Origin of the sequence: Chondromyces apiculatus DSM 436 (genome assembly GCF_000601485.1) — a bacterium.
GTDB lineage: Bacteria > Myxococcota_A > Polyangia > Polyangiales > Polyangiaceae > Chondromyces > Chondromyces apiculatus.
On sequence record NZ_ASRX01000021.1, the window covers coordinates 1 to 17,105 of the forward strand.

Annotated in this window: 16 protein-coding genes and 2 pseudogenes; 6 read left to right on the forward strand and 12 right to left on the reverse strand. The window is 68.5% G+C overall.

The window, feature by feature from the left end:
• Nucleotides 1-128: 128 nt before the first annotated feature.
• The 4 genes from CAP_RS15260 to CAP_RS54970 all read right to left on the reverse strand — a co-directional run bounded on the left by CAP_RS15260 (nt 129) and on the right by CAP_RS54970 (nt 2,731).
• Nucleotides 129-548 (reverse strand): VOC family protein, encoded by a 420-nt coding sequence (locus CAP_RS15260; RefSeq protein ID WP_052375307.1) that lies wholly within the window; start codon nt 546-548, stop codon nt 129-131.
• A gap of 8 nt (nt 549-556) precedes the next feature.
• Nucleotides 557-1,882 carry an alanine racemase gene (gene alr / locus CAP_RS15265; RefSeq protein WP_231511487.1) on the reverse strand — a complete coding sequence of 442 codons (1,326 nt, stop codon included), beginning with the start codon at nt 1,880-1,882 and terminating at the stop codon, nt 557-559.
• Nucleotides 1,883-2,004: 122 nt separating this feature from the next.
• Nucleotides 2,005-2,388 carry a hypothetical protein gene (locus tag CAP_RS15270; RefSeq protein ID WP_044241294.1) on the reverse strand — a complete coding sequence of 128 codons (384 nt, stop codon included), beginning with the start codon at nt 2,386-2,388 and terminating at the stop codon, nt 2,005-2,007.
• Between the two features lie 211 nt (nt 2,389-2,599).
• Nucleotides 2,600-2,731, reverse strand: a complete 132-nt coding sequence (locus CAP_RS54970; RefSeq protein ID WP_269324308.1) for a hypothetical protein — start codon at nt 2,729-2,731, stop codon at nt 2,600-2,602.
• Nucleotides 2,732-3,339: 608 nt separating this feature from the next.
• On the opposite strand from CAP_RS54970, the gene CAP_RS15275 reads away from it, so the two are divergent.
• Nucleotides 3,340-4,107 (forward strand): SDR family NAD(P)-dependent oxidoreductase, encoded by a 768-nt coding sequence (locus CAP_RS15275; protein ID WP_231511488.1) that lies wholly within the window; start codon nt 3,340-3,342, stop codon nt 4,105-4,107.
• Nucleotides 4,108-4,114: 7 nt separating this feature from the next.
• On the opposite strand, the gene CAP_RS55735 is transcribed toward CAP_RS15275, so the two are convergent.
• Nucleotides 4,115-4,594 carry an SRPBCC family protein gene (locus CAP_RS55735; RefSeq protein WP_044241455.1) on the reverse strand — a complete coding sequence of 160 codons (480 nt, stop codon included), beginning with the start codon at nt 4,592-4,594 and terminating at the stop codon, nt 4,115-4,117.
• A gap of 30 nt (nt 4,595-4,624) precedes the next feature.
• Nucleotides 4,625-4,936: pseudogene (locus CAP_RS55740) on the reverse strand (ArsR/SmtB family transcription factor); the annotation flags it as partial.
• Nucleotides 4,937-5,256: 320 nt separating this feature from the next.
• Between CAP_RS55740 and ggt the strand changes: the two are divergent.
• The 3 genes and pseudogenes from ggt to CAP_RS55745 form a co-directional block, all read left to right on the forward strand.
• Nucleotides 5,257-7,047: a gamma-glutamyltransferase gene (gene ggt, locus CAP_RS15285; protein ID WP_156040837.1), complete on the forward strand. Its 1,791-nt coding sequence runs from the start codon at nt 5,257-5,259 to the stop codon at nt 7,045-7,047.
• Between the two features lie 41 nt (nt 7,048-7,088).
• A complete protein-coding gene (locus CAP_RS15290) occupies nt 7,089-7,757 on the forward strand; it encodes a class I SAM-dependent methyltransferase (protein ID WP_052375309.1) in 669 nt (222 codons plus the stop codon).
• 121 nt (nt 7,758-7,878) lie between these two features.
• Nucleotides 7,879-8,046: pseudogene (locus CAP_RS55745) on the forward strand (AAA family ATPase); the annotation flags it as partial.
• 29 nt (nt 8,047-8,075) lie between these two features.
• Here CAP_RS55745 and CAP_RS53625 read toward each other — a convergent pair.
• On the reverse strand, nt 8,076-8,393 hold the full coding sequence (locus CAP_RS53625; RefSeq protein ID WP_231511490.1) for a hypothetical protein: 318 nt from the start codon (nt 8,391-8,393) through the stop codon (nt 8,076-8,078).
• On the opposite strand from CAP_RS53625, the gene CAP_RS55750 reads away from it, so the two are divergent.
• Entirely contained in the window at nt 8,307-8,837 is a 531-nt protein-coding gene (locus CAP_RS55750; protein ID WP_197041193.1) for an HNH endonuclease family protein, read from the forward strand. The genes CAP_RS53625 and CAP_RS55750 overlap by 87 nt on opposite strands.
• 293 nt (nt 8,838-9,130) lie before the next feature.
• On the opposite strand, the gene CAP_RS15300 is transcribed toward CAP_RS55750, so the two are convergent.
• From CAP_RS15300 to CAP_RS15310, 3 genes are all read right to left on the reverse strand, one after another.
• The gene (locus CAP_RS15300; RefSeq protein ID WP_156040838.1) at nt 9,131-9,487 is read right to left on the reverse strand and encodes an ImmA/IrrE family metallo-endopeptidase; all 357 of its coding nucleotides are present in this window, start codon (nt 9,485-9,487) and stop codon (nt 9,131-9,133) included.
• Between the two features lie 121 nt (nt 9,488-9,608).
• Entirely contained in the window at nt 9,609-10,058 is a 450-nt protein-coding gene (locus tag CAP_RS15305; RefSeq protein ID WP_044241307.1) for a hypothetical protein, read from the reverse strand.
• A 202-nt stretch (nt 10,059-10,260) separates the two neighbouring features.
• Nucleotides 10,261-11,226, reverse strand: a complete 966-nt coding sequence (locus CAP_RS15310; protein ID WP_044241309.1) for an AraC family transcriptional regulator — start codon at nt 11,224-11,226, stop codon at nt 10,261-10,263.
• 34 nt (nt 11,227-11,260) lie between these two features.
• Here CAP_RS15310 and CAP_RS15315 point away from each other — a divergent pair, with 34 nt between their 5' ends.
• Nucleotides 11,261-12,241: an NmrA/HSCARG family protein gene (locus tag CAP_RS15315; RefSeq protein WP_231511491.1), complete on the forward strand. Its 981-nt coding sequence runs from the start codon at nt 11,261-11,263 to the stop codon at nt 12,239-12,241.
• 46 nt (nt 12,242-12,287) lie between these two features.
• On the opposite strand, the gene CAP_RS15320 is transcribed toward CAP_RS15315, so the two are convergent.
• Nucleotides 12,288-12,719: a DUF4240 domain-containing protein gene (locus CAP_RS15320; RefSeq protein WP_044241311.1), complete on the reverse strand. Its 432-nt coding sequence runs from the start codon at nt 12,717-12,719 to the stop codon at nt 12,288-12,290.
• 40 nt (nt 12,720-12,759) lie between these two features.
• On the reverse strand, nt 12,760-17,073 hold the full coding sequence (locus CAP_RS15325; RefSeq protein WP_044241314.1) for a DUF6531 domain-containing protein: 4,314 nt from the start codon (nt 17,071-17,073) through the stop codon (nt 12,760-12,762).
• Between the last annotated feature and the right edge of the window lie 32 nt (nt 17,074-17,105).

The window sequence follows — 17,105 nt, forward strand, 5'->3', positions numbered from 1 at the left end:
GTGCTGGGCGCAAAAGTGCCCAAGTCGAGACAAGAACGGGATCGAAGTGAGGACGCGCTTGAACCCCATCGTCCCAGACCCAGCGGCCGGGGTTCGAGGTGAGGATATAGGTTGGCACGCTCGGGAGCCTATCCCGCCTCCCCATCGGGGCTCGCGATCACCACCACATAGCCGTCCGGATCCCGGAGCCACATCTCCCGGTGATCCGGAGCCGGATTGTGGTGGGGCTCTTCGAGCACCTCCGCGCGGAGCGCTCTGGCGCGGGCGACGGCCGCGTCGAAATCGTCGACCTCGAACCACAGCAACACCCCATGCCCATGCTTCGCCTCGTGCTCCCCCGTCAAGTTGGGGTGCTCCTCGGCGTCCCAGCGGTGGAGCTGGAGCACGAGCTGGTTGCCGCTGAGCAGCCGGTTGTAGAGGTTCCGGTGGGGGTGCTCGGGAAGGGAGTCGAGGGCCAGCAGGGTCGCGTACCACCGCGTGCTCGCCATCACGTCGCGCACGGCAAGGAGGGGCTGCGGTCTCACGGAGAGCTTCGGCGCGTTCGGCATGACACCCCTCACGCCTGCGAATAGAACCGCGGCACCCGCCGGGAGATGTTCGTCAGCACCTCCCAGGGGATGGTCCCGGTCTGCTCGGCGATCTCCGTCGCGGTGATCTCGTCGCGTCCCAGCGGGCCTTCCTGGGCGCCCAGGAACACCACCTCGTCGCCCATCTCGGCGCCGGCGATGTCGGTCACGTCGAGCACCGTGAGGTCCATCGACACGGTGCCGGCGACAGGGGCGCGCTTGCCGCGGATCAGGGCGGCGCCGCGGTTGGAGAGGGCGCGGCTCAAGCCGTCGGCGTAGCCGATGGGCACCGTGGCCACCACGGAGTCGCGCGGGGCTTCCCAGGTGTGGCCGTAGCCGATGCGCTGGCCCCTGGGGAGCTTGCGGAGGCTGACCACCTCGGTGCGCACGCGCATCACGGGCAGGAGGTGCGGACCCACGCCGGCGCGCGGCTCGTGTCCAAAAAGGGCGATGCCGGGCCGCACCATGTCGAAGCGGGAGCTGGGCAGGCGGAGCAGGGCCGCGCTGTTGGCGGCGTGGCGCAGGGTGGGGCGCAGGCCGGCTTCCAGGGTCTGGCGCTCCACCTCGCCGAAGAGGGCGAGCTGCGCCTCGGTGGCGTCCAGGGTGTCGCCGTCGGCGCAGGCGAGGTGGGTCATCAGGCCCTCCAGCCGGATGAGGGGCGAGGCTTCCTTGAGGGCCCTCAGGGTCTCGGGGAGATCCTCGATGCTCGCGCCGAGGCGGCCCATGCCGGTGTCGACCTTGAGGTGCACGCCGATGGGGCCCTTGTTCTGGCGGCTGGCCACGGCCAGGAGCAGCTCGATGTGCCCGGCCTCGAACACCACGGGGGTGAGCTTGCGCTCGATCAGTTCCACGATGCCGTCGTGCCGCAGGCCGTAGCAGCCGCCCATCACCAGGATGGGGCAGGCGATGTCCGCCTCGCGCAGCTCGATGGCTTCTTCGAGCAGCGCCACGCAGAGCCCGTCGATCCCTGCCCGCACCAGGGTCCGCGCCACCGCGGGCGCCCCGTGCCCGTAGGCGTCGGCCTTGAGCACCCCCCAGACCTGCGGCGCCTTCTCGCTCCCGTCTGTGCGCTCGATTCGCTCGAAGCGCGTGGGCAATGCGCCGACGCTCTGCTGCACCACCCGCAGGTTGTGCTGGAGGCGCGGCAGGTCGATCTGGGCCTGCGTGGGCCGCACCGCGTCCGAGGGCAGAGCCCGGCGCGGGTATCTCACCCGCATCGCCGGAGCACCGTTGTCGGGCTGCCGGGTCCAGCCGTTTTCCCAGCCATCCTCCTGGGCCGCTCGGGCGGGACCTGCGCTCGCGTCCATCGGTGTCATCGAAGCTATCGTCGTTAGGCCACCCACGGGCGCGGGTCAAGATTCCCGTGGCTCCCTCGCCGGCCAATGCACGCACGGAGCAATGCGCAGCGTGTGCATTGGCAGAGCGCGCCCTGCGACGATCAGCGCACCGCGACGATCAGCACCTTCCGCGGGTCGGCGGCGCGGTACGTCACCGAGACGACGGCCCCCGGGACGATGCGCGGGGCGAGGTAGCCCGCGAGCTGCTGATCCGCCACGGTGCGCAGCGTCCCGCCCTCCTGCTGCTGCACGTCGACGACGACGCGGGCGAGGTGCTGACGATTCACCACGTGCTCCGATGGCTCCACGGAAACGACCACGCCCGTCGCGGGAATGCCATAGCTTTCGAGCCAAGCATTGAGCAGCTCATTGCGGAGTGACGGCACGACGATCGCGACGCCACAGAGAATGGCGAGGACCACCCCGAGCAGGGCGAGGCCGCGCCGGAGCACGGGGGGCATCGCGAGGCGTCGGTCGGAGGTCATGGCGGCGCAGTGTAGTGCACGAGGGGCGGTGCGGACGGAGCCAGGCGACGAGGAGGACAAGGTGAGAGAGGTGGGGAACGTGGGTCCGTGGTTGCGATGGCAGCGGACAAGATGGCGACAGGAATCCTACCTCGAACGACATGCCCTTCCCTGCAGACAGGGTTTTCGGGCGCGATCTGGTGAGAGGGGACACCGTTGTCGTGGCCGACCTTCACGTCGACACGAACGACCCTTCACGTCGACGGGAAGCACCCTTCACGTCGACACGAAGGATCTTCACGTCGACAGAGGCGGGCTTCCCGTCGACAGAGGCGGGCTTCCCGTCGACATAGAGGGGCTTCACGTCGACAGGAAGGACCCTCCCGTGGACACGTCCCTGGTTCGTGTGGACGTGAATGCCGCCCGTGTGGTCATGAAGATCCTTTGCGTGGACGCGAGTTTCGTCCGCGCACACGAAGGATCCTTCGTGTCGACGCAAAGAACGTTCATGTAGACGGGAACGATCTTCCCGTGGACACGTCCCTGGTTCGTGTGGACGTGGACGCCTCTGGTGTGGGCACGAAGACCCCTCACGTGGACACGAGCTTCGTTCGTGAACAGGCGCGAAACTTCGCGTCGACACGAAGGAACTTCGGGCCCACACGAACGACCCTCACCTTGCGAAGCGCACACCCGGGTCCTGCGCGGAGCCCCTCCGTGTCGGCCTCCACCAGGCTCTTCCCAGGGAGGGAGGCGGACCTGGCCCTGGCGCTGACGATTGCGCAGAGGCGGCGACGCCAGGCGTTCCCGGGAGCTTCATCGATGCGGCCGTGCATCGCGACTGCATTGGTGAGATGGTCATTCGTGCGACAGGTGAGCGCCGGAGGCGTTGCGAAGGCGGGCCCTCCGGTCACGCAGGAGCTACCAGCCCCCCGGGGCCATGGACGGCGCATCAAGTATTCTGGACGCCCCATGATGGAGGGTGCGACCCCCGCGCTCTACGCTGACCGCATGGGAAACATCACCAAGACGGCACTGGTCACGGGCGGCAACAAGGGCATCGGCCTCGCTGTCGTGCGGCAGCTCGCGGCGCAGGGGTACACGACATGGCTCGGGAGCCGGGACGAGGCCCGGGGCCAGGCAGCGGCGTCTGCGCTCGCCGAGGCCGGCGACGTCCGCTTCGTCGCGCTGGACGTGACCGACGATGCGAGCGTCGCCGCGGCCGCCGCGCAGATCGGCGCGCAAACGAGTTCGCTCGATCTGCTCGTCAACAATGCGGGCATCTACCTTGCGGCTGGCGACGGTCAGCCGAGCGCCGTGCAGTTCGACACCCTGCGCGCCACGTACGATGTCAACGTCTTCGGCCCCCTGCGGGTCACCAGGGCATTCCTCCCCCTCCTGCGGGCGACGAGCAATGCCCGCATCGTCATGGTCGGCTCGGGGCTGGGATCGCTGGCGTTGCAGAGCGACCCGAGCAACGGGTTCTCGCGCTGGCCGGCCTTCGCCTACAGCTCCTCGAAGACGGCGCTGAATGCGCTCACCGTCGGGCTTGCCAACGAGCTGCGCGGCGAGGGAATCGCCGTCACGGTCGTCAATCCCGGTTTCGTCGCCACGGACCTCAACGGGAACACCGGCACCCTCACGACCGACGAGGGAGCCCGCATGGTGATGCGGGCGGTGCAGGTGCCGCTCTCCGGGAGCGGCAGCTTCGTCAACGACGACGGGACCTTCCCCTGGTAGCAGGCGCCTACCGGGCGCGCTTCTCGGCGAGCCTGGCGAGCTGCTCGATGCAGGTCCCCCACCCGTCGAAGAAGCCCATCTCCTCGTGCATCTTCCGGTCGGCGTTGCTCTTGTGCATCACGTGAGCGGCATACTCGGTGCCGGTCGGGTGGTCCTTCAGGGTGATGATCGCCGTCATGAAAGGCTGCTCGGCAGGCCGCCACCCGCCGAGCAGCGCGTTGGTGAAGACGAGCCGTTCACCATCGACGATGTCGAGGAAACAGCCACTCAGGTGGGGCACGAAGTCGCCGCCCTTCTCGCTCATCTGGGTCGTGAAGGCGCCGCCGGGGCGCAGGTCCATCTCCACCACCTTGCACTTCGCGGGCGCCGGCATCCACCATTGCTCGAAGCTCTCGCGGTCGGTCCAGGCGCTCCACACGAGGGACCGGGGGGCCTTGATGATGCGCGAGATCGTCAGGTCGAGATCGGGATTCTTAGTGAGGCTCATGGTGGTTTTTCCTTTTTTCAGGGCGTTGATGACGAACTGCTCGAGCCTGTCGGTGCGGCTTTCCCAGAGGGCGCGTTGCGCGGACAGCCACGATTCGATGGTGGCAAACGGCTTCTTCTCGATGGAACAGGTCCTCACGCGACCTTCCTTGTGCGTCTGGATCAACCCGCTGCCTTCGAGAAACTGGATGTGTTTCATGAAGGACGGCAATGCCATGTCGAATGGCTTCGCCAGATCGCTGATGCTCGCCGGCCCTTTGCCCAGCCGCCCCAGCACGGCGCGGCGGGTGGGATCAGCAAGCGCCTGGAAGATGCCGCTGAGCTGTTCCGGATGCTGTTCCATGGAGCTGAGTAGCAACCTCGAACACTAAGCGCAAGGGCTAAGTGATCTCCCGGCCCGGCTCCTGGCGGAGGTTCTTCGGGACCTCTTCCGGAGCTTCTTCGCACCCAGCGGCAGGGGTTCGCGTTACTCCTTCGGGAGGGGCACGCCCGTGCCCACGCGGAGGTTTCATGCGAGCTCGTCTGCCAGTGCTTCTCTTCTCGGCCCATCTCCTGGGTTGCGCGTCCGATCCGGCGCTCAGCGATGCGACGGCCAGTTCCTCGTCCAGCGCGTCATCAGGTTCGTCCTCCAGCTCCTCGTCGACCTCGACCTCCTCGACGGGCATGACCGACCCCGACCCGGTCCCGCCCACGGAGTTCGTGCCCACGGCCAGGGGACGCGGTGGCGCGGCGGCGACCGTGGACGTGCGGGGCACCTGGGCTGCCATCGAGACGCTCTCGCACGGCGGCAACGCGGTGGATGCCGCGGTCGCAGCGGCGGCGGTCCTCGGGGTGACCGATCCGTTCTCGTGCGGCATCGGTGGCGGCGGGTTCATGCTCGTGTACCTGGCCGAGACGAAGCAGGCCGTGGTCATCGACCACCGCGAGGTCGCGCCCCAGGCCATGGACCGCACCGCGTTCTACGATGCGCAGGGCGCGCCGCTCTCCTTCGACACCCTGCTGACCAGCGGGCTGTCCGTCGGCGTCCCCGGCACGCTGCGGGGCTGGGAGGAGGCACTCCAGCGCTACGGGACGCTCCCGCTCGCGGACACGCTCCGCCTGGCGATCCTGGTCGCCGAGAACGGCCTCGACGTCGACCAGACCTTCTTCGACCAGACGACCCGCAACCTGGAGCGCTTCCGTCAGATCGAGAGCTCACGCGCGCTCTTCCTGACCGCCGAGGGCGACCCGCTCCCGGTGGGGAGCACCTTCAAGAACCCGGACCTCGCCGCGACCTACCGCGCCATCGCCGAGGGCGGGCCCGCGGCCTTCTACCAGGACGAGATCGCAGACGCGATCGTGGCCACCGTGAAGAACCCGCCGTTCATCGCGGGCTCCACCATCGTGTCGCGCCCCGGGCTGATGGAGAAGTCCGACCTCTCCGGCTACGAGGCGCGCGTGCGCCCGGCGGTGACGTCGACGTACCGCGGGCACACCCTCTTCGGGGTGGGGCTGCCGTCGAGCGGTGGGCTGACCGGCGCGATGGCGATGAACCTGCTGGGAGGCTTCGACCTGCCGGCGATGAGCCAGAGCGACGCGCTCCACCATTACCTGGAAGCGTCCCGTCTCGCGTACGCCGACCGCAATGCCTTCATGGGCGATCCGGAGTTCGTGAACGTGCCCGTCGCGGGGATGCTCTCGGCAGGCTACGCCGACGAGCGGCGGTTGCTGATCGATCCAGCCCTGGCCTCGGTGGCCGCGGCGATGCCCGGTGACCCCTTCGCCTACCAGAACGATCCGAGCGGCGTGTGGGCTGGCGCTGGGTGGAGCGTGAGCGCGGGCATGGGTGCGGGCGTGGACATCGACGTGTCCGGCGATGCGCCCGGCGATCTCGACCCCGAGACGACGCACCTCACCATCACCGACGCGGCGGGGAACGTCGTCTCGTACACCTGCACGATCGAGTACGAGGGCGGCAACGGCATGGTGGTGCCCGGCCACGGCTTCCTGCTCAACAACGAGCTGACGGACTTCAACATCCCGCCGACCACGAACGACGTGCACCCCAACGTGCTGGAGCCGGGAAAGAGGCCGCGGAGCAGCATGAGCCCGGTGATCGTGCTGAAGGACGACAAGCCCGTGCTGGCGGCGGGAGCACCGGGAGGCGCGACGATCATCACGACGGTGCTGCAGATCCTGGTGAACCACCTGGACCTGGGGATGCCGATCGAGGACGCGGTGGCCGCGCCGCGGGTGTCGCAGCGGAACTCGGGGAACGCGACGAGCAACGCGGAGCCGGCGTTCCTGGGCTCGGCCGAGGCGATGGCGCTGGAGGCGCTCGGGCATCAGTTCGCGGATGCAGGGCTGATCGGGGCGGCGACGGCGATCCAGTTCCACGCGGATGGGAGCGTGACGGCCGCCGCGGAGCCGGTCAGGAGGAATGGGGGGAGCGCGATGGTGGTGGAGGCGGAGTGAGGGAGTGAGAAGGTAGGAGTGAAAAGGAGAGGAGTGAACGCATGATAAGCATGACGCCGGAATCAACGAAGAAGGACGAGGTTGCTGCGGCTTACGATCGCTGGTCGGTCGTCTACGATGGGAACGAGAACCCCACGCGCGACCTCGATGCGGTGGTCCTCCGGCGTCAGACGTTCCCGCTGGCCAGCCGTGACGTGCTGGAGGTCGGCTGCGGGACCGGGAAGAACACCGCCTGGCTCGCGGAGCACGCGCGCAGCGTGACGGCGATGGACTTCTCCGAGGGGATGCTGGCGCAGGCGCGGCAGCGGGTCTCCGCGGCGCATGTGCGGTACGTGCAGCACGACGTGCGGGAGGCGTGGCCGCTCGCGGATGGAGCCGTGGACCTGGTGGTGGGGAACCTGGTGCTGGAGCACGTGGAGGCGCTGGAGGGGGTGTTCAAGGAGGCGTTCCGGGTGCTGCGGCCAGGTGGAGAGTACTACCTGTGCGAGCTGCACCCGTTCCGGCAGATCCTGGGGAAGCAGGCGCGGTTCACGAGCCCGGAGACGGGGGAGACGGTGCTGGTGCAGGCGTACGTGCACGATGTGTCGGAGTACGTGCAGGCGGCGCTGGAGGCGGGGTTCAGGATCGTGGGGCTGGAGGAGTGGCGGGATGGGGAGGGGAAGGGAGAGGTGCCGAGGCTGCTGGCGCTGCGGTGCAGGCGGGAGGGTTAAGCCCGCACGCGCAGGGAAGCCCGATGCGCGGCCTTGCCGTGGTACGTTGAGAACATTGCGGATGCGCCGCTCCCCTACCCATCCGAATAGCCCGTCCGTCCTCCGGGTGCAGTGACACACGATGCTGGCAACCTGGATCAACCTGGATGGCATCAAGTGCTTCGATAATGTCGAAGTCGATCTGCGCATCGGCAAAGATCGGCCTCATAAATGGGTAGTTGTCTATGGCGACAACAGCCTGGGCAAGAGCACGCTCCTCAAGGCGTTCGGGGTAGCGCTAACCGGGCAGCCCGCATTGAATGCGCTCATGCCCTCCGCTCAGGGATGGGTGCGGGAAGGTAGCTCTTGCGGGGTGATCGGAACAATGATCCAGCAAGGGCCTGATGACCGAGGGCCTGGCCGTGCCGAGAAGACGAGCAGGAAACGCACGAAGGCCAGCACGAAGAAGGCCTCTTCTGCCGGCAAAGTAGCGAAGGTGCCAGGTCCGGCCGTGAAGGTGCGGAAAAAGGGCAGGCCAGCCAGGGAGGGAGAGAACCGCTCATAATGCCCGTGGCGCGACGGCTGCGCCCCAGGAGCGCAACGCTGAAAGCCTGCCTCGCGAAACACGAACAGCAGGCGCAGGATGGCGATCTGCAAGCTGTCTGGAAGCGCTTTCGGGCCTCTCCGTGTGGCCAGAGCTGGTTTGCGAAGCTGGAGACGAGCTACGGCCGACGGTGCATGTACTGCGATCATGCGCCTGGACGGACCATCGATCACTGCAAGGCCAAGAGCAAGGACAGTGCGAGCATGTTCCGCTGGTCGAACTGGCGCGTGAGCTGCGATGGTTGCAATCGGTTGAAGAACTCCCGGTCACTACCGGATCCAGTGCGCGGGGATCCCAGGGACTTCATCCTCTTCGACGTCAGCACCGGCAGCCCTGGCGTCAACCCTGCAATCCCGAGCAGCAACAAGGGCCGGAAGCGTCGGGCCGAAGTCGCTGTCCGGATCCTCGACCACCAGACCGACGCTCAAGCATCCGCGGGAGAAAGCCCGCCTGTGAGCGAGCCGATGTCCCACAGGGAGCGGGTGCTTGCCGGATAGCTGGGGAGGATCACGTCTCGATGCAGTCACTTGCAGTAGTTGGGGGCCGCGCCGGAGGGCTCCGTGGGGGCACAGGGGTCCAGGGCCTGACCGAGGCTTGGTGCTCCTCGAAGAAGATCTCGGGGAGGAGGTCGCGCGATTCGACTACCTGGAGAGCTCGGTCGAGGAGGAGCAGGTGTGGCTCGTCGCTCTTGCAGACCACGAGCCGGGACGCGGAAGCGTTCGAGGTAGCACCTGTGTGGCGTTTTCGGTCTTCCGGCAGGGGCAGCGGTGCCACGCGCGCTCGCAGGGCGTCAGGTGCTCAACCTTCGTGTGAGCCCCGACTCGTCGTTCAGCAGCCCGAGGCTTTTCAGGCGGAGCGCGACCGCACTCCGGGGCGCATCGTAATGGAGCTTGAGAGCATCCGTGATACGGTAGAAGGTGCGTTGATTGCACGCCTGCTCGTCGAGGAACAGGGGGCCGAAGCTGCGGTTCTTCACGTTGAGTTCGCGCAGCAGCGCGAAGAAACTGCCCTTGAAATGATGCACAGGGAGGAGCAGGCAGGAGGCAAAATAATTGGCCTGCCATTCCATGCGTCGCGCATCTTCAAGCCCGAACGCTGCAGGCGTCTCACGTTCGAGGTCCCCAGGCCAGCCTCCCTGGAATGCCATTGACAGATCTTGTCGAGGGGTATGGCTCCGCCCGCGTAAGCGATTCGGTCGAGAACGTCCTGGGCCATCTTCTCGATACAGCTCGGTGCAATGGGCTGGACCAGGGGCTGCTGAAGCCTGTTCAGCGTCTCGACCTGAACATTCCAGGAGTGTCCGTCGACTTCTGCGTCAGGGCCCTGAAGAAGACATAGAGCGAGTTCGTGTACACGTTCTCGGTGTAGCCGTAGAAATCGAAATAGCGGCTCTGGTGCAGCTCTGACAGGAGTGCCGTCCGGACGTCGACCCAGGCTGCGGGCGAGTACGTGATTGATGAGGGCGACCTGGACAGCTCCCACTTGAGGGTGGACCGGTCGTAGTACCTGAGCAGTCCGATCCCCCTCGACTTGCAATACTCGAAGGTGCTTTTCGAGAAGGCCGTCGTCGAGCCCATGATTTCTTTGACGTTCGCGCCTGACACCTGGGCGACTTTCGCGGCAAATTGCAGGATGAAGAACTGCCGGGTCGCCACTTCGTGCTGGAGGAAGGCAAAGATTTTTGCCTCGAACTTGTCCCCTCTGGCCGTTGAATTCATTGCCCCATCCCCGCGCACCACGAGGAATGCACCTGTTTACGACGCCCGTGAGTAACTCAGGAGGCCCGTCAAGGCCAGGGGGAGCGAGAGCAGGAAGGCGGGATTGCCGGCGCGAACAGGAATGCCTCGATGTCGCGGGTCAGGGTGCTCCGCGCGTCGCCCCGGCGCGCTGCGGGGAGCGCATGCAGCGGGGTGAAGGCGGCTACCCCTGAAAGGCCCGGTGGTGGGCCGGGCTCCTGCCTTGCCAGCGCTTGAAGGCCTTGCTGAAGGACGGGACGCTCTCGTAGCCGACGCGCTGGGCGATCTGCGCGACGGTGTCGTCGGTCTCGCGCAGGAGCTCGGCGGCGCGGGACATGCGCCAGCGGGCGAGGTACTGGAGGGGCGGGTCGCCGACGAGCTGGGTGAAGCGTTGGGCGAAGCCGGAGCGGGAGAGGCCGACGCGGGAGGCGAGCTTGGCGACGGTCCAGGGCTCGTCGACGCGGGTGTGCATGAGGTTCAAGGCGTGGTGCACGGGGGGGTCGGAGAGGGCCTGCACCAGGCCGCAGCCCTTGTGGGTGGAGAGCCAGCGGAGCACCTGGACGAAGAGAATGTCGGCGAGGCGCTGGAGGACGAGGGTGCTGGCTGGGCCGGGGGAGGCGATCTCGGCGAGCATGAGGTCGATGGTGGCGGTGCTCCAGGGTCTCGGGGCGTCGCCTGAGGCGGTGAGGACCACGGCGTGCGGGGCGTGCTCGAGCAGGAGGGGTTTCAGGCCACCGGTGTAGGGGAAGAAGCCCGCGAGGAAGGTGGTGAGGGGGCCGGTGCCGCCGATGCGGGCGGGGCCGGTGGCGACGCAGACGGGGCCGTCGTGGACTGGGAACAGGTGGCGGGCCGCTTCGTCGCGGAGGGTGTGGGCCATGCCGTGGGGGATGAAGGCGACGTCGCCGGTGGAGAGAAGGCGGGGGGGCTCGCCGTCGACCTCGAGGAGGGCGTGGCCGCGGACGATGAGGTAGAAGACGGCGCGGTCGCGGGTGGGGACGCGCAGGCCCCAGGGGGAGCGGGCCTCGATGCACTTGTAGAGGGCGTTCGGGAGCAGGGAGACGCTCAGCACGTCGGCGAGGACGTCGCCGCGGGGGTCCTGGAGGTCGAGCTGTTCTGGCGTCCTGGATACGAGGTTTGGACGGCGAGGCATCGATCGTCCATAGCGCGGGGCGTATGAAATGCCCATGAGCACTGCAACGACAGCCGATTCGATTCTCGCGATGGGCGCAACGGCGGCCGATCCGATCCTGGTGACGGGCGGGACGGGCAAGCAGGGGGGCGCGGTGGCGCGGGCGCTGCTCGCGCAGGGGGTGCCGGTGCGGGCGCTGGTGCGCGATGTGGACGCGGCAGGGGCGCGGGCGCTCCGCGAGCTGGGCGCGACGCTGGTGCGGGGGGACCTGGATGACCCTGAATCGCTGCGGGCTGCCGGCGCGGGGGCACGGGGGGTGTTCTCGGTGCAGATGCCAAACCTGAAGGATCTCGACGACGACACCGAGCGGCGGCAGGGGAAGAACCTGGTGGAGGCGGCGCGGGCGGTGGGGGTGCCGCAGTTCGTGCATACGTCGGTCTCGGGCGCGGGGGAGTACCACCGCCAGCAGCCGGGGTGGGGGTCGCCGGAGTCGAAGGTTCACTACTGGGAGAGCAAGGCGTACACGCAGGATCTCGTGCGCGAGGCTGGCTTTCGCTCGTTCACGTTGCTCAAACCGGGGTTCTTCATGGAGAACTTCGTGCGTCCGTCATTTCTGTTCGCGAACGGGGTGGAGGACCGGCTGCTGACGATGCTCGCGCCGAGCACGGTGCTCTCGATGGTGGCGATGCAGGACATCGGCGCGGCGGCGGCGGCGGCGTTCGCGGACCCGGTGGCCTGGAACGGGGTGGAGCTGGAGCTGGCGGGGGACAGGCTGTCGATGCGCGAGGTCGCGGTGGTCCTCTCGGAGGCGCTGGGCACGCACATCGAGGCGCCGTCGCTCACGGCGGAGGAGGCGCTGGCGCAGGGGCTCTGGCCTGCCTTCGTGATCTCGCAGCAGCGGATGAACGTGGTCGATAGCCCGGCACGCCCGGAGTACGCGCGCGCGCTGGGGCTCGCGACCACGGATTTCCGCACCTGGGCGAAGGCGCATCTGAGGCGCGCGGAGGCGGGGAGGGAGGCGGGCGCGAAGGCGTGAGGTTGGTGCGTCGGCGTGAAGAGAGGTGCGTGTGAATGCGCGATCCTCAATCGTCGTCGTCGTCGTTCTCCTCGTCGTCCTCCTCCTCGTGTTCGCCGATCGATTGAGAGAAACGCGCCGCGTAGACTTCGCCGGCGATGCCGTACAGGTCCTCGCGGTTCCCGACGTCGACGTGGGGCGGGATGTGGCTCGGGTGGTCCCAGACATCCTGGTAGACCTCGAAGCCCTGGCTGACCACCCAGTTGGCGATGTCCTCGACGCCGTCCTCGGACTCGTCCTCGTCGATGTGCTGCAGGAAAGGGTCGGTCTGGAGCTCCACGGACGCATCCTCAAATTCTCGGTGGAAGCGGTGGATCTCGTCACGCGAGAGTGTGGACAGGAGGGCCCTGAGCGTCTCGCGGTTTTTGCCGGCTTTCCGGATCAGCGTCCAGAACCACTCGGAGATGTCGGTCGGTCGGAAAGGCTGCTCGTCCTCCATGCCTCGTGCTCCTCGCGGCCAGGGCCGCTCCTGCGTGTCTTCAGCATCTGCCGGTCTTGGGGACCAGCTTCTCACCAACCCACTCGTGCGTGCGACGCAGCTTTCTGTTGAGGCGTGTGTGGGGCACGCCAGGGCCGACGCCCAGCCTCTGGTTGGTGTTGTCCCAGGGGAGGTCGTGGCCGAGCGACAGGAAGTGCTCGCGGATCTGCTTCTCGACGGACTCGATGGTCATCGTGGAGGACTTGGGGATGGTGAAGGCATCGACCACGAGGGCCCGGTTCGTCTTGTTTCCCGCGGTCACGTATTTCTCGAAGCGGCCCTGGAGCTTGGAGGCCTCCGTCTTTCCGACCTTGAGGACCTCTCCGGTGCGGGCGTCCTTGAGGATGTAGACGACGCCTTGCTGGTCGCTGGAGAGGGTCACCCGGCGCCAGTCGTCGGTGAGGTCGAAGGTGTGCATCTCGGCCGACTCGATCAGGCCGCCGTCGGAGCTGAGGCCGAGCGGGTCGGCGCAGGTCACCGGGTTGCCGTCGAAGCCGGAGAGGTTGCTGCCGCCGCCGATGCCCAGCGGGTCCGGGCTGCACCACCTGCCGACCTCGGCGTCGAAGTAGCGGAACCGGGTGGCGCAGAGGCCGGTCTCCTCGTCCAGGTACTGGCCCAGGAGGCGGAAGGGGGAGGAGACGGGGCGGTGGGGCCCGCCCTCGCGGTCGGGATCGAGGTGTTCCTCGGCGATGCGTCCCCAGGCGCGGTGCGTCGCCGACCACGCCACCTTGCCGGTCTGGTCGAGCAGCTCCTTGGGGACGCCCACCTGATCCACGAGGTAGCTGAACACCTCGCCGCGTTCGGCCTGGAGCAGGGGGGTGAAGGTGCCGGGGGCGTGGACGAAGCAGCGCGTGCCGTGGCGGGTGTCGAGGTCGGCCGCGAGGAGGTCGCCGTCCCAGAGGAAGTCCACGGCGTGGTCCGGGGTGCCGTGGGCGTCGGTGATCTCCTTGCGCACGCGGCGCCCGAAGGCGTCGTAGGTGAAGGAGACGCGCGCGCCGGAGGGAAGGCGGACTTGCCGGAGGCGGTCGCGTGAGTCCCAGTGGTACTCGGTCCGCTCCGCGTCGGGGCCGTCGCCGGCCCCCAGCTTCAGGGTCCGCCGTCCTCGCGCGTCGTAAGCGTAGCGGGTCTGGTCGGTGCGCAGGAGGAGGTTGCCCTCGGCGATCTGCCAGGGCTCCGGCGAAGTCTCCAGCTCGGGGGGCGCGTCCAGCTCGGGGAGCGCGTTCTGGGTGGGGCGGGCGTCGCGCTGGGGGCGGGTGTCCTGCTGGGGGCGGGTGTCCAGGCGCTCCAGGGCCTGCTGGAGCGAGCCGGCCGCGTCGTAGGTGAAGACCTCCCGGAAGGAGCCCTGGCGGGCCTCGAGGAGCTGGCCGAGGGCGTCGTACTCGTACCGGGTGGCGCCCCACCGGTCGTCCTCGACGTGCTTGACGCGGCCGAGGGCGTCGTATTGCCAGAGGCGCTGCACGGCCATGGTCAGGGCGCCGCTGCCGGGAGAGCGGACGTCGACCCGCTGCTCGATGAGGCGGTCCATCGAGTCGTATTCGCTGCGGATGGAGAAGCGGCCCGGGGCGTCTCCGCGGGCGGTCTCGCGCCCGAGGACGTCGCGCTGCAGGGAGAGCTGGAAGCCGTCGTGCTCCACGGCGACCAGAGCGTCGAGCGCGTCGTAGCGGTACGCGGTCTTCGACCCGTCCGGCATCACGCGCTCGGCGCGGCGGCCGCGGAGGTCGTGGGCGAAGTGGAGGGTGCGGTCTCCTTGCGCCTCGGCGACGACCCGGCCGAGGGCGTCGCGCTCGAAGAGGGTGGTGATGCGCTGGCCGTCCTGCTCGACCACGGCGCCGAGGAGCCTGCCCATGCGGTCGCGGTGGAAGGTGGCCGGGCCCTCCGGGGTGGCCTCCAGGACAAGGTTGCCGAGGGGGTCGTGGGCGAAGGCGCGGAAGGTGCCGTCGGGGTAGTCGATGCGGGAGAGGCGGCCGCTCGGGGCGTGGTGGTAGCGGAGCACGCGGCCGTCGAAGGGGCGCTCCTCCTTCACGCGGCCGGCGCTGTCGTAGGCGAAGTCGTAGGTCTCGCCCCTGGCGTTGGTGATGCGCCGGAGCCGCTCCAGGGCGTCGTACTTGAAGGACCAGGCATGTCCGTCGGGCTGGGTGAGCCTGGCGAGCACGCCGGTGCCGCCATACTGCATGGCCGTGACCTGGCCCAGGGCGTCGACGATGCTGCTCGGGTTGCCGAGCGCGTCGTAGGTCGACTGCATCACGGTGCCATCCGGCCGCTGGACCTGGGTGGGCTGGCCGAGGAGGTCGTAGCTCACCGTGGTGACCCTGCCGAGCGCGTCGCGCTGGGAGACGGGGCGTCCGAGCCGGTCGTAGGCGTACGCCGTCGTGGCGCCGCGGGCGTCGGTCTCCTCGACGACGCAGTGCTGGGAGTCGACGACGTACGTGGCGAGCGCCTCGCCGTCGCACTGGACCGAGAGGAGGTGCCCGTGGTCGTCGTAGCCCAGCGCGTAGCGCAGGGTCGAGGGGAGGACGATCTCGGTCAGCGAGCCGCGGGCGTCGTGCGCATACCGGGTGGAGAGGCCGTCGGGCGCGACGCGCACGGCCGGGAGATCGTCCTCGTATTCCCAGTGGGTGACGTTCCCCGCGGGGTCGGTCCGCTGGATCGTGTTCCCGCGCGCGTCGTAGGCGTACCTCGTGGTCTCGCCGGCGCCGTTCGCCTCGGCGAGGAGGTACTGATCGGCGTCGAATTCGCAGGTGCGGAGGACGACCCCGTCCGGCGTCTCCTCGCGGACGACGAGGCCGTCCTCGTTCCAGTGGAGGGTGCGCGGTTCGTCGTTGCCGGTCAGCCAGGTGATCCGCTGTTCGCGATCGACGCGGAGCTCGACAGTGTGGAGGCCGCCGTCGCCCCAGGTCTTCTTGCACCAGCCGGTGTCGGGGTCGTACTCGTAATGGAAGCTCACGCCGTTCTTCAGCGTGGTCTTCACCATGCGGTGGTCGTCGTCGTAGCCGTAATGCTCGGCGTGGCCGAGGGCGTCGGTCGCGGCGGCGAGTTCGCCGGTCCTGGCGTACGCGTAGTCGACCCACTGCTCCAGGCTGTCGCCGACCCAGACTTCGAGGCGGGCGATGCGGCCGCCGTGGGTCTGCTTGATCCGGATCTCGCGGCCGGCGGTGTCGCGGACGCGGTGGAGTCGGTCTCCGGTGTAGTCGAGGGTGATGGCGTTGCCGTGGGCGTCGTGGATGGCCCGGAGGCGGGCTCGGCCCTGGTCGACGGCGGGCTCGAAGCGGCGGGTGAGCCGGGACTCGTGGCTGTGGACCGAGAAGCTGCCGTCGGGATGGGCGCTCAGCGTGAGCCGATCCGGCCGGTGGAAGGCGCTCTCCCCTGGCGCGAGGTGCGGGAAGTAGACGTCCCGGCCTTGCTCGTCGCGGAGGGTGAGGCCCTCCTCGTCCCGGGTGATCCACTGCTCCAGGCCATGGGCCCATCCGCCCCGGCCCAGGGTGGTGCGCTCCAGGGCGCGGCTCGATGAATAATGGCGCTGCCAGAAGAGGGGAATGGGGCCGGGGAGGGTGAGGTCCACCTTGGTGTCGACGACGGCGCCCGAGGTGGCGTCGACGGGGTGGCCCGTGACGAAGCACTTCGCTTTGCGGAGGGCCGACGCCCCCTTCTTGGCGAGCGATCGCGCTCCCCGTGCCGCCGCCCTCCCGGCCCGTCCCGTGCCCCGCGCCGCCGCGCGGAACCCCTTTCTGGCGATATCCTTCCCCTTCTTCGCCAGCGGTTTCAGCGCCTTGCTCCCCAGCTTCTTGGCGAGCTTGCCCCCGAGCTTGAAGGCGCCGTGGAAGAGGAGATCGATCACCAGGTCGATGGCGAGGGTGACGGCCCCCATCGCGAAATCGCCGAAGGTGGGGGTGGTCTGCACCGTGCCCGGGTTGAGCACGAGCGAGGTGGGCCACCAGCCGAGGTCCCAGCAGTCGGCGTTGAGCGAGACGGGGCCGCCGACCACGCAGCAGGTGGCCTTCTCGCCGCAGATCTCCACGGCTCCCCGCGGCAGCCAGCACTTGTGGGAGCCGAAGAGGATGTGGAGCGGGGTCAGGGCGTCGAGCGGGTCGGGGATGATGCCGAGGTGGGGCCAGAGGAAGGCGGGCGCGTGCTGGTGGGTGACCGAGGGGACGCCATTGAAGTGCACCGTGGGCTGCTCCCGGTCGCCCAGCGTGAAGGGGTGAAGCAGGGTGAGCTTCAGGAACTTCATGGGCGCGGGCGGGAAGATGTGGAAGCCCTGGTGCATCTCCAGGCCGACGATCAGCCAGCCGTTGATGTCGTGGAAGTTGTGCGCCATGCCCCCTCCTCGCCAGCCGAGCGTATGCAGTC